Annotated in this window: 11 protein-coding genes; 6 read left to right on the top strand and 5 right to left on the bottom strand. The window is 36.6% G+C overall.

From position 1 onward, the window contains the following. Positions 1 to 71: 71 nt before the first annotated feature. Entirely contained in the window at positions 72 to 1,103 is a 1,032-nt protein-coding gene (locus U5921_RS00515) for a zinc-binding dehydrogenase (RefSeq protein WP_324824588.1), read from the top strand. A 132-nt stretch (positions 1,104 to 1,235) separates the two neighbouring features. On the opposite strand, the gene U5921_RS00510 is transcribed toward U5921_RS00515, so the two are convergent. Continuing rightward, positions 1,236 to 1,565 carry a helix-turn-helix transcriptional regulator gene (locus tag U5921_RS00510; protein WP_324824587.1) on the bottom strand — a complete coding sequence of 110 codons (330 nt, stop codon included), beginning with the start codon at positions 1,563 to 1,565 and terminating at the stop codon, positions 1,236 to 1,238. Between the two features lie 275 nt (positions 1,566 to 1,840). Between U5921_RS00510 and U5921_RS00505 the strand changes: the two genes are divergently transcribed. After that, positions 1,841 to 3,637 (top strand): methyl-accepting chemotaxis protein, encoded by a 1,797-nt coding sequence (locus tag U5921_RS00505; protein ID WP_324824586.1) that lies wholly within the window; start codon positions 1,841 to 1,843, stop codon positions 3,635 to 3,637. Between the two features lie 131 nt (positions 3,638 to 3,768). Here U5921_RS00505 and U5921_RS00500 read toward each other — a convergent pair whose 3' ends face one another. Genes U5921_RS00500 through U5921_RS00490 form a run of 3 tightly spaced genes read right to left on the bottom strand, consistent with a single transcriptional unit; the run spans position 3,769 to position 6,735 of the window. After that, the gene (locus tag U5921_RS00500) at positions 3,769 to 4,737 is read right to left on the bottom strand and encodes an acyl-CoA dehydratase activase (RefSeq protein WP_324824585.1); all 969 of its coding nucleotides are present in this window, start codon (positions 4,735 to 4,737) and stop codon (positions 3,769 to 3,771) included. After that, a complete protein-coding gene (locus U5921_RS00495) occupies positions 4,719 to 5,801 on the bottom strand; it encodes a 2-hydroxyacyl-CoA dehydratase (protein ID WP_324824584.1) in 1,083 nt (360 codons plus the stop codon). Before U5921_RS00495 ends, U5921_RS00500 begins: the two co-directional genes overlap by 19 nt. Before the next feature lies 1 nt (position 5,802). Continuing rightward, positions 5,803 to 6,735: an acyl-CoA dehydratase activase-related protein gene (locus tag U5921_RS00490; protein ID WP_324824583.1), complete on the bottom strand. Its 933-nt coding sequence runs from the start codon at positions 6,733 to 6,735 to the stop codon at positions 5,803 to 5,805. A gap of 151 nt (positions 6,736 to 6,886) precedes the next feature. Between U5921_RS00490 and U5921_RS00485 the strand changes: the two genes are divergently transcribed. The 3 genes from U5921_RS00485 (at position 6,887) to U5921_RS00475 (ending at position 10,453) form a co-directional block, all read left to right on the top strand. Then, positions 6,887 to 8,065 carry a serine hydrolase domain-containing protein gene (locus U5921_RS00485; protein ID WP_324824582.1) on the top strand — a complete coding sequence of 393 codons (1,179 nt, stop codon included), beginning with the start codon at positions 6,887 to 6,889 and terminating at the stop codon, positions 8,063 to 8,065. A 181-nt stretch (positions 8,066 to 8,246) separates the two neighbouring features. Continuing rightward, on the top strand, positions 8,247 to 9,098 hold the full coding sequence (locus U5921_RS00480) for a GNAT family N-acetyltransferase (protein WP_324824581.1): 852 nt from the start codon (positions 8,247 to 8,249) through the stop codon (positions 9,096 to 9,098). After that, positions 9,095 to 10,453, top strand: coding sequence for an MATE family efflux transporter (locus U5921_RS00475; protein ID WP_324824580.1), 1,359 nt, complete (start codon positions 9,095 to 9,097; stop codon positions 10,451 to 10,453). Before U5921_RS00480 ends, U5921_RS00475 begins: the two co-directional genes overlap by 4 nt. A 47-nt stretch (positions 10,454 to 10,500) precedes the next feature. Here U5921_RS00475 and U5921_RS00470 read toward each other — a convergent pair whose 3' ends face one another. Next, a complete protein-coding gene (locus U5921_RS00470; RefSeq protein WP_324824579.1) occupies positions 10,501 to 10,635 on the bottom strand; it encodes a hypothetical protein in 135 nt (44 codons plus the stop codon). Positions 10,636 to 10,901: 266 nt separating this feature from the next. Between U5921_RS00470 and U5921_RS00465 the strand changes: the two genes are divergently transcribed. Then, positions 10,902 to 12,683, top strand: coding sequence for a hypothetical protein (locus U5921_RS00465; RefSeq protein WP_324824578.1), 1,782 nt, complete (start codon positions 10,902 to 10,904; stop codon positions 12,681 to 12,683). The last annotated feature ends 80 nt before the right edge of the window (positions 12,684 to 12,763 follow it).

Below are 12,763 nucleotides of genomic sequence, written 5' to 3'. Positions count from 1 at the left end.
AATTATTCTGACAAAAGCTAATTCAAACAAATGTAGAACAAATGTAGAAAGTAATGAAGGAGGAAATTATTATGAAAAAAGGTTGCCCATACGGAACACAAAGAGTTATTTCACCAAAGGGAGCGCTTCCACAGCCTGCTGATGTGATTGATAATACAATGGAGATTTACGATAATGAAGTATTGATTGATGTAATGACATTGAATATTGATTCTGCATCTTTTACTGAAATTGAAAAAAGAGCAGGTGAAGATATCGAAGAAATTAAGAAAACAATTTTACAGATTGTTGAAAAAGCTGGAAAGATGAAAAATCCGTGGACTGGTTCTGGCGGTATGCTGATTGGTGTTGTAAAAGAAATCGGACCTAACTTTGAAGGAGATTTAAAAGTTGGAGATAAAATTGCAACATTAGTATCTCTTTCCCTTACACCTTTAAAAATTGATGAAATTATAGAAATCAGACCGGATATTGATCAGGTTGATATTAAAGGACAGGCTATTTTATTCCAGAGTGGTTTATATGCAAAGCTTCCTGACGATATTCCTGAAAGCTTAGCACTATCTGCGTTGGACGTTGCCGGAGCACCTGCACAGACAGCAAAATTTGCTAAAGTAGGCGATACGGTAGTCGTTGTTGGCGGTGGCGGCAAAGCAGGAATGTTGGTTACGTATGAAGCGAAAAAGAGAGTTGGCGTAACTGGAAAGGTAATCGTAATTGATGGTTTGGATCGAGCAATTGATCGAGCAAAAAAATTAGGATACGCAGATGAATACGTTCTTGCAGATGCAACAGATTCTTTAGAAATTTACAAAATCGTCTCCGAACTTACTGACGGAAAGCTTGCAGACCTTGTTATTAACTGTGTAAACATTGAAAATACAGAAATGTCTTGCATCCTTGCTTGCAGATCACATGGAATCGTTTACTTCTTCTCCATGGCAACAAGCTTTACAAAAGCAGCTTTAGGTGCAGAAGGTGTTGGCAAAGATATCGAGATGATTGTAGGAAACGGTTATTGTGAAGGACATGCAGAAATTACATTACAGGTATTAAGAGAAAGCGAACCGATTCGAAAGATGTTTCAAGAGCTTTACGCTTAATCCAATGTAACATAACAATCAGTATGATAATAGGATGTTAATTATTAAATAATAAAATAGTTATGCTGTTTAAACGTAGGCGGGAAAAGTTTTTCCTGCCTACGTTTCTTTAGGTGCTTGATATTTTGTAATTTAAAAATCTTCTGATAAACCGATCAATATTCCAATAGCGCGTTCTTTTTTGTTTTGGGGGATTCGTCGGAAAACCTCTAGTAACTCCAGTTCATCCGCTGTAAACTGATTAATGATCAATTCATTGACTGGAGTTCGTATATCGGTTAAATCCAAAAGAAAATCACATGAAACATGAAAAAGAGTACATATTTTTAATAGAGTTTGAATACTTGGGTATGATTTTCCAAGTTCGTAAGCACTAATCGATACTTGGTCGACACCTACTTTCATTCCTAAATTGAGTTGATTCATTTTCTTTTCTGTCCTTATTTTTTTTAAATTTTGCATTTACATCCCTCCAAATAAAATTTATATTTATAATTGTATTGGTTTAACTTGTTCTTTTTAGAAGTTAAAGTTATAATCATATAGGTTATACTTTAAGTATTAGATAATACGTAAAGTATTGGATAATTCATAATTTAACAAAACAGTTTGTCAATTTTTGTCTAAAAAATCTATTTTTTTATTCTTACCACATTACTATAACCACATTGCAGTCAAATTAAATAAGTATCACTCAAAAATCGAAGAAAGCGTTAATCTAAGGGGGGTTTGCTCAAATGATGAAAAATTTAAAAGTGAATGCAAAATTAACAGTAAGTTTTGGCATTATTTTATTGATGCTGATTTTCAGTTCCGGAGTTGCGATTGTTAGTATGACAATTATGGGGCAGCAAATCAAAGACTTTTCGAATCAGACGGTACCGAATACGGGATATGTATGGCAGATGCGAAGAGATATGGTATCGATAGAGAGAAATTTATTGGCAGCATTGATTGAAGAAAAGGAGAGTAATGTAAATCAGTATCTTCAAGATGCTGAAGAAGATGCAGAAAATGTGTATCGCATTGTTGAAAGCCTAAGCAAAAACTCTGATATAGAGGAAGGTGTTTTTAAAGAATTAGATTCGAATTTAGATGATCTCTCTGATGTAAGGACACAAATTACAGAAAAATTAAGAAGTGGGCAAGATGAACAGGCATATGATCTATACTTAAATGAATATCGTCCTATCTTTGAAAAAAGTGCCGAAATTTTTATAAATATTTCGGATAGTGAAATACAATTTGGAGAGGAACATAGTGAAACAGCAAATAGAATACTGTATGCCAGCCTTATTATCCTAATTCTTACAATGGTGATTTCAGTCATAGTTACCCTGTTTGTGATAAGAGCGATTAAAGTAGTAATTTTGACACCAATACAGGAAATTAATTCTGCGGCGCAGATACTTGCACAAGGAAATCTGCATGCTGAAATTTCTTATGAGAGTAGAGATGAACTCGGACAGCTGGCAGATGCTATGCGGGTTCTGATGAATACAGTGGTTGGAATTATCAAGGATTTGGATTATGGACTCAGTGAAATTGGAAACGGAAACTTCACAGTAGAAAGTAATGCCGAAGATCTGTTCATCGGTGAATTTTTAAATTTACGGAAATCTATGGAACGGATTATTTTGCAGCTTTCCAATGCGCTTTCAAACATCAACGAGGCTTCTGAGCAAGTTGCAATTGGTTCAGAACAGGTATCCAGCGGAGCGCAAGAACTATCCCAAGGGGCAAGTGAACAGGCTGCGTCTATAGAAGAAATGCTCAGCATGATGAATAAAATATCTGAACATATTAAAAAGAATGCAGAAGATGCGCACAATGGAAAATTGAATGCCGACGAGGTAGAGCATCTTGTTGTGCAGAGCAATGATTTGATGAAACAAATGATTGATGCGATGTCTGAAATCAGCAATACCTCCAGTGAAATTGGTAAAATTATAAAAAGCATCGATGACATTGCATTCCAGACGAATATACTTGCATTAAATGCAGCGGTTGAAGCGGCTCGCGCTGGTGAAGCAGGAAAGGGATTTGCTGTTGTTGCAGATGAAGTGAGAAATCTTGCAGGAAAATCAGCTGAAAGTGCTAAAAATACAGCAGAATTGATTGAAAGCAGCATTAGTGCCGTTGAAAATGGTGTGCAGATTGTAAAGAAGACAGCAGATTCTTTAGATCAGGTTGTTCATAAGACAGAAGACGTAAATGTGGTTATAGATAAGATTGCACGTTCTTCTGAAGAGCAGGCTTCTTCCATTACACAAGTGACGCAGGCAATTGACCAGATTTCTCAGGTGGTGCAGACAAATTCTGCAACTGCGGAAGAAAGTGCAGCGGCAAGTGAAGAATTGTCAAGCCAATCCAATTTTTTAAAGAACTTAGTATCACAATTTCAATTACGGGAAGTGAGCAGTGTGAATTATAAGGAAGAAAGAGTGGAATTGAATGAGAGGACAGAACCTTGTGAGCCTTATGAAGCGGTGCAAAATAGAGAGAGTAGAGTATCAGATGGAAAGTACGAATAAAACATTAGAAATGTAGAGCTTAGATGAAAAAAGGATGATGCAAAAATGATAAATGAACCGGCCCCCAAAAGTTAGACCTAAAAATCTAACGATTGGGAGGTCGGTCTTTTTATAATGAATAGAACCTTTCGTCAGGCGTTTTTTAATGACTGCTGCATCGGGTTTCCATTCGCACATCGGTTCCCCCATGAATCGATTAAGATGCCATCTTTATAAAAGCAGATAATCTCACAATGATTTGGGCAGCCTTTGCAGTCGTACCCCATAGTCTCATAGGTAATATCGGAAATATTAAGAGGAAAAGGAGTTTCTCTCTTAGCTTTTTTTGATAGTATTGCAACTCCCAAGGCACCCATTAAATGAGAGTTTGGGTCTACATGAATTTTCTCATGAGTCGCTTCTTCAAAGGCTCGGATTACACCAGCATTTTTACTTACGCCTCCTTGAAAGACAATTGGAGCTTTTATCCGCTTGCCCTTCCCGACGTTATTCAGATAATTTGCGACTACAGCAGTGCAGAGCCCCGCGATAATGTCTTCTTTCTTATGTCCGATTTGAGCCTTGTGTACCATGTCGGATTCAGCAAAGACAGTGCATCTTGCAGCAAGCTTTGACGGGTTTTTTGAGGCCAGAGCGATTTCGCCGAATTCGGTTACCTCCATCCCCAGTCTTTTTGCCTGTGAAGACAAAAAGGAGCCGGTTCCGGCGGCACAAATTGTGTTCATGGCATAGTCGACGACAACCCCATCGTCGATTAAGATGATTTTTGAATCTTGCCCTCCGATTTCAAATATGGTTTGCACATCAGGAAAGACAGAGAGGGTGCCAATTGCGTGAGCAGTTATTTCATTTTTCACTACTTTTGCACCAAGCATGACTCCGATTAATTTTCTGGCAGAGCCCGTAGTGCCGATCGAGAAAATGGAAATGTTCCTCTCATTGATCTGCTGCCTGAGCAGATTGACAATTTTTTTTACGGCGCCGATTGGATCACCTTCCGTCCAAATGTAATCGGCAGCAAGAATTTTATTATTTTCATCAATAATAACACCTTTTGTAGAAATTGAACCGGTGTCAATACCTAAATAAGCTGTTTGCATTTTTCGTGTTCCTTTCTCATTAAGAGCATGTCGTAAAAGGCTTCTAATCTGGTTTTCACTCCAGTTTCAGAAGTCTGCGAATCAAAGCTGAAATAAAGAATCGGTATTTTATAATCGTTACTTATTTTTTGAAGAATTGGCATTGCATTTACTTCTGGTGTGCATCCAAATGGCTTCATGTGAATGATCCCGTCGTACCCCTGTTTGGCTAATAGCTGCGATTTCTCCACACTGTCAGTTCCATCTGCGCCAATTGCGTATTTTAAGTAGGAACCGGCGGATTTTAATATTTTTTTATCCAGCTTCAATTTATTTAACAAAAAAGTGACGGTAATAAAGCGGCGAACCTGAATCTGCTGCTTAGACAGCTCCTTTTCGATAAAAAAGCTGCTGAAGGGCTCCATTAATGAATAGAGTTCTCCAACAATGCCTATTTTTAAGCAATCAGAGGGTTTCTCTATCTTAATTGTCTTTAATTTAGATTTATACTCACTTTGCAGCCTGCTTAATTGACGAAAGCCGCGTACGGTTCTCAGATCGGACAAGAACTGTTGATGAAGGGTTTCAAGACTGTTTTTCTTCTTTTCAAACCCGATATTTTCTCGTATATAGCTTTCAAAAGAGTCTAATACCTCAATCATTTTAATGGTGAGTAAAGCATAACGGATGAACGTAGGAAAAGAAGCAGAAGCTCCTGTTTTTCTAAAAAGCTGATATATTTTTATCGGATTAAATTTACCCCAGCCAATCTTTATAAATTCAAATTGATAACCTAAGTCTTTTAATATTTTTTCTTGAATTTCAGCATAGTAGCCGTAGCGGCATCCTCCACATACTTGAATTAAAACAGTTGCGCCGTTTTCCAATGCTTCAATATAATTTCCGAGATTATATTTGAATGGCACGCATACAAAATCCGGACTGTATTTGCTGCCTAACTCAAGGGTGCGCTTTGTTATTTTAGGAGATGGAAGGATGATGTGTTCAGGGAATATCAGTTTCAAGAATATTTCTATCGGCACGTAATAATTTCCGATGTGCGGAAAACTAATTATCTTTTGCATATTAAACAATCCTTTTTTGTATTTTTTCTTTTTGGTCGAGTCTTTGTTGAATGATATCTAAAAAGCTTTCAATTCGTGTCTGTAGACCTGCCTCACCTTGCAGCTCATCTACAATGATGTTAATCGTAGGCAGCTTTTTTGATTTACGAAGAATGAGCTCATTTACCAGTGAATCAGGTCCACATGGAAAGGCTGTAAGCAAAATAATACCGTCAATTTTGTCTTCCAATAATTGAATGGCACCGATCAGCTCTTTGTTATAAAGCCAATACAAGGAATCTGAAATTTCCTCAGAGCGTTTCAAGCTTTCTTTTTTATTGATGAGATCCGCATAAATTGGAATGGCTCCTAACCTCTGGATGTATTCTGTAATTGGAAATCCAATAAAACGATCATAAGTAATATAAGGATGAGAGACAATTAACAATTTTAATTTTTCGCTCTCTAAGATGCGCTCTTGTTCCTTTACTTTTAAGGTATCATGAAGTGCTTGCGCTTTTTTTGCTTTTTTGTAAGCATGAAGAGAACGTAAAGGACTTTTTCCCAAAATCATTCCCATTTTTATAAAACCTTTTTGTTCTTTCTCACCTTGTGTGACACTGAGGTTGTAATCTAGGATGTTTACATTCTCAAATGTGTTGTTTACAATGTCATATAATGCGTTAAACTTGACGCAGACCTCTTTGCAGTAACCGTAGTTGACAACTCGAGGGATTAGTATATAGTCACATTTTCCAATTAAAGAATGAACATGCCCCATGAAAATTTTAGAAGGCAGGCAGCTTTCATCAATTGAGTATCTTACACCGTCTTCCAATACTTTTTGATTGGTATCGCCACTTGTCACTGTTTCAAAACCCAGCTCGTGGAAAAATGTTTCCCATAAAATTTGATATCTATAATAAAGCATTGCTTTAGGTAAACCGATTACCATTGTTATTCACTTCCTTTCAAAGATAATTTTGTCAATTCACCAGTTTTTTATACGATAATCCATACAAAATATCACATCGCCCTTTGCTGACTTTAAAAATATTGTAAAATAGGATACAATTGATGAAATTGATTCAGAAAGGAGAAAGAAAGTGGAGCAACTAAGAGACAAATTAAATCATCTGGCACAGGCTTCTGTAGAAGAGTATTCTTTGCCTGGGCTGGTTTTGGGTATCAATATAGGGAAAAACAGTAAAATTGCACCGAAAGGCTTTCACTACAAAGGCGCAGCTGGTTACCGAAATGTTGAAACAAAAGAAGCGATGTATGCGGATCATATTTTTCACATGGCTTCCGTCACGAAGCTTTTTGTGGGAACTGCTGTCATGCAGCTGTGGGAAAAGGGAATTCTTTCTTTGGAAGAACGCCTGACAGACCTATTTCCTCTATTAAAAGGTGTACAGCCTGAATTTGAAGAGGTTACTGTGAGACATTTATTAACACATACATCGGGTTTGAGCAATGTAAAGGATTTTGGCTGGGATAAGCCAGAAATTGAGGAAGGAGCATTACAAAGCTATGTGGTCTCGAACGAAGTAAAAGAAATTGAGTTTTTAAGTAGACCGGATGATGCTATATTCCACTATTCCGATGTGGGATATGAAATACTGGGTGCGGTGATTGAAAAAAAGACGGGAACAACATTTGAAGAATACATCCGAAAAAATATTTTTGAATTACTTGGAATGAAGCAGTCTACATTATTGACGTTTGAAAGAACCTATGGCTTGCCGGAAATAAAGAAGTTACGAAACGAAGGCGAGGCTGTTTGTAATAAAACTGAAATCGTAAAGCAACTTTTATCTTTGGAAAATCTGAGCCGTGTCGGATTGGCGATACCGCATAAGCGGGATGAGAAGGATAAAATGGTGTTGGAAGCGAATTATCCGTACAACAGAGTGCATGGGCCAAGCTCAACTTTAACTTCCAGCATATCAGACATGCAGCGATTTGCGGAATCGCATTTAAATCATATTACAGGACGTCATGAGACTGCATCGCTTTTGGAACCGGAAACCTATGAAATGATCTGGAAAAAATGTGCGCTTGTACCAAACAACAGAGAACACATTGGACTTAGCTGGTTTATCAGAGAGCAAAATGGATACTTCCTTTATGGGCACGAGGGAACGGATGATGGCTTTCGAGCCAGCTTTTGGATTTGCCCGCAGCTTGACGTGAGTATCTTGGTTAATTCAAATATTACGAAGGCACCGGTTAAAAGAATATCAAAAAAAGCGTTTGAGCTTATTGTACAATCTCATATATAAAAAATAGTATTTTTTTAATAAATATTTTTAGGAGTGATTAGATGGAGAAGCGGATACAGCGTACACGTCATCGGAACAAATAAGTTGACAGAGGATTGAGAGAGTGGATTAAAGAGAGCAAGAATCATGAAAAGAGTGTTTTTTATTTTTGGTAAAATACTTGTACAAGGAGGTCATTATTTTGTCTAAAAATATTAAAAACATTAAATTAGCAATTGACTACATTGAAGAACATTTAGCGGAACCGTTGAATTTAAGCATCGTAGCAAATGCGGTTCATTATTCGAAGTACCACCTGCATCGCCTGTTTACAAGTGTAGTCGGTATGACAATGCATGACTATATACAGCGGCGAAAATTAACGGAAGCAGCAAAGCTGCTTGTCTTTTCGGATCAGTCTATCTTAGAAATTGCATGGATAGCAGGATACGAGAGTCAGCAGGCATTTACGACTATTTTTAAAGAGATGTATAAAAAATCACCAAACCAATTTCGAGAAAACGAAGTATATTATCCATTGCAGCTAAAGTTTATGTTGCATGAACATTTAGTTTCAACTGCGGAGCCGGAACTTGAAGATTATATCAAATTTGCAGAGCCTGAGGATATGGAAATATGGATGGATTTGGTACGCCTTGTGGTAGACGGATTTCCATGTCTTATCGAAGAGGATTACATGAGAATCTTGAATGAATGCATTCAAGAGAAACGGGCATTAATTCTAAAAAAAGAAGCAATTGCAATTGGTATCATGATTTTTTCTTATGATACGGCAAGTATCGACTTTTTAGGGATTCATCCTCAATATCAGAAGCTGGGAATTGCAAAAGCATTTTTGAATAAAGTGACGCGGGATATTTGCAGAGGAAAAGAAATCAGTATAACGACGTTTCGGGAGGGGGATAAAGCAGATACCGGATACCGTGAAATCTATAAACGTCTTGGATTTACAGAAGCAGAATTCTTAGAAGAGTATGGATATCCAACACAGAAATTTATTTTTCAATCACAGGTGAGGAGGGGAAACAGATGAACGATGATGTTGTTTTGCAGCAAGATTTTCAGAATCCTCTCTCTCGGCCTTTTGATTTGTTTTCCCTTTTGAGGTTTGCCTTTCCCACTATTTTTATGATGGTTTTTGTCGGCATGTATACGATTGTCGATACTATTTTTGTTGCACGCTTTATTCATACAAATGCATTGTCATCCATAAATATTGTTTGTCCAGCGATTAACTTAATCACTGGGGTAGGTGCGATGCTTGCAGTAGGAAGCAGTGCTGTGATCGCAAGAAAAATGGGTGAAGGTAATCCTGAGGGTGCTTGTGAAAATCTCAGCTTTATTACAATTTTTGGGATTCTACTTGGTCTTTTTTTATCTGTCTTGGGAATACTTTTTATCAAACCGGTTCTTCATTTTCTTGGTGCAAGTGAGATACTGCTTCCATACTGCCACATCTATCTTATGGTTTTATTACTGTTTCTTCCGGTCAATCTATTGCAGCTTATTTTCCAAACACTGTTTGTAACCGCAGGAAGGCCCGGACTCGGATTTTTATTGGCACTTGTAGCAGGGCTGATTAACATCACATTTGATTATATTTTTATTGCTAAATGGCGAATTGGAATTGCCGGAGCTGCAATTTCAGATGGGATCGGTTTTCTTATAATTGCTGTCTCGGGGATTCTTTTTTTTATGAGAAAAAAAGAAGTATTGCATTTTAGTCTGCCGAAATTTGATTTAAAGCTAATCATTGAAAGTGCTTACAATGGTTCTTCTGAGATGGTTGGGCAGCTTTCTACTGCAATTACAACGATTTTTTTTAACGGTTTAATGATGAGATACTTAGGCGAAGAAGGGGTAGCAGGTATTACGATTATCATCTACTCACAATTTTTATTGAGCACATTATATATTGGATTTTCAATCGGTGTTGCGCCTATCATCAGCTATCATTATGGGAGTCAAAATCATGCACAATTAAAAAAAATTTTTCGCATGTGTATCTTTTTGATTTTATTGACATCAATATTTATATTTATTGTATCGATTTTATTTGCACCGCATATCGTCCGCTTTTTTTCTGCGGAAGGCTCAAATGTCTACTGCATTGCGCTTGAAGGATTTTTTATATTTTCTTTTAATTTCTTGTTTTGTGGATGTAATATTTTTTCTTCAGCTTTTTTTACGGCACTTTCGAACGGAAAAGTATCTGCGCTCATCTCTTTTTTGCGGACATTTGGATTTATAACAACAGGGCTATTAATACTACCGAACCTTTTTTCTGTAAGGGGTATTTGGCTGGCGATACCTTTAGCTGAGCTTTTAACTTTTTTCTTCTCTATTACTTTTCTTTTTCTGTATCGAAACAAATATGAATATATGTAAAGAAAAAAGCTGCAAATTGGCTTGCAGCTTTTTTAACACCATAACGATTAAACGTCATTGTTTTCAATGGATTGTTTCTTTGCATTTCTATTTTGATTTTGGTTTTCTTTCGTAATAGGAGTCTGATAATTACACTTCTTCATTCTTGCTTGTTTGTTATCGGGCTGACTGTCCTTTGCCATATAAATCACCTCAATTTTCTAATATAAAAGAAAGACGGGCTGATATCCCGTCTTGGCAAGTAAGTTACTCATGCAATTGCATGTTTTGAAAATCAAAATGTAACTCCTTACAAGATATAGTTTGCTCGATGGTTTGATAAGTATGTTAGGAAGATGATGGGATTTCAATCGATAGCATAAGAAGCATTTTTTGAATTTCTACATAATTGTTCAATAAAATGTTAAAATAATTTTTATATATTAGGAGAAATTAAGGAGCTATTAAAATGAGTCGACTGAGAATCATGCGAGGAAGCTTAAATAAAATCCATAATGCAGTTGCACGTTATCCTTTGGCCGTTGTGTTTCTTTTTACAGCAGCAGTATTGGTTTCTTATTCCATACAAAGCGGAAAAGATTATATAATAGAGATTTTAAGCTGCATTTTTGGAGTTTTTTTTAGTTTATCTTTGCAGGCGGTATTTGAGCGCTTCTTTTATAAAATATCCATTCGCCTTGCTTTTATAGGCTGCAGTTCTGCTTTTACCTTAGGATACTATTTAATCATTAAATCTGTTTCTGAATTCAGCGAAGAGATTGGGATACGAACTTTACTGGGGGCAGCAGCGTTGTTTTCTGCTTACCTTTGGATTCCAACGATTCGCAGCCAAGTGACTTTTAATGAAAGTTTTTTCATTGCATTTAAGGCTTTTTTTCAATCCTTGCTTTTTTCCCTCGTCATTTTCGGGGGAAGTAGTTTTATCATAGCGGCATTGGATCTATTGATTATACCGCTTCGTTCAACTGCATATTTGCATGTAGCAAATCTTTCCTTTCTCTTCTTTGCACCCGTTTTTTTTCTATCCTTGATACCGGTATTCCCTGGGGAAAAAGATCATAAAGAAGAATTTGACCGGATTGCGGAAAAAAATGAATTAATAAAAAATGCAGCGGGATGTCCGAAATTTTTAGAGGTTTTACTGTCTAATGTGGTTGTCCCTCTGCTATCGGCGTTTACGATCATCTTACTGCTTTACATCGTAATAAATATTCAAGGAGATTTTTGGACAAGCAGGTTACTAGAGCCAATGCTCATATCTTATGCAACTGCGGTGATCCTTGTATATCTTCTGACGAGTCGGATGGAAAATAAATTTTCTATTTGGTTTCGAAGAGTACTTCCAAGGGTTTTTGTTCCGATGATGGCATTTCAAATTGCTTCCTCTCTTTTGAGTTTAAAAGAAACGGGAATCACTCATACACGATATTTTATCATCGTGTTTGGTATTTATGCAATTTTGGCCGGGATAGTGATGTGTTTCATACCTATTAAGAAAAATGGCATCCTTGCAGTGATGCTCATCCTTTTTTCCCTTATTTGCATTGTGCCTCCGGTGGATGCTTTTTCTGTCAGCCGAATCAGCCAGGAAAACCGATTGAAACATGTTTTGATTAAAAATGCTATGCTTCGAAACAATCAAATTTTGAAGCAAGAGGCTATACCGGATGAAGATAAAGAAAAAATCATCCTGTCGGTTGAATATTTAGAACGCATGCATTATACAGACAAAATCGCCTGGTTTCCAAAAGACTTTTCGTTTTATGAAGATTTTTATAACACGTTTGGTTTTGACCGATACGAGCAAGAATCGAGCCAAAGCCGATTTATTTATGTTTCTTTAAAGTCGGATGCGCTCATTGATATTCAAGGATATGATGCATTGGTACATGTCTTTTTAAATACAGATGACAATCGGGAGACTAAAATCTGCGAAATCGAGCAGTCAGGGAGAAATTATACTTTGAATAAGGTAAAAGAAGGGGATACATTTGATTTTATATTGGTACAGGCAAACCAAGAAGTAATTCGATGGAATGTGCAGGAAATTTTCTCAAGGTATCGTGGTTATACGGAAGAAAAATATGAACTGTCCAATGAGGAAGCCTCTTTTACTGTTGAAAATAATGAAGCGAAGCTGACATTTGTAATACGAGAAGCAAATATTAACTTTTTAAAGAACGAAAGTAATTATTTTATAAATTTAGATATTTTAATTCTAATAAAATAAAGTTTAAGGGAAAATCGCCTTTGCCTTCTGGATATTCTATGACGTAAGCAGAGAAAATCAGTCAAATTTACTTCTTACTC

Source organism: Sinanaerobacter sp. ZZT-01 (genome assembly GCF_035621135.1).
Classification (GTDB): domain Bacteria; phylum Bacillota; class Clostridia; order Peptostreptococcales; family Anaerovoracaceae; genus IOR16.
Note: the sequence above shows the minus strand (reverse complement) of the source record. Positions and strands in the feature narration are given on the sequence as shown.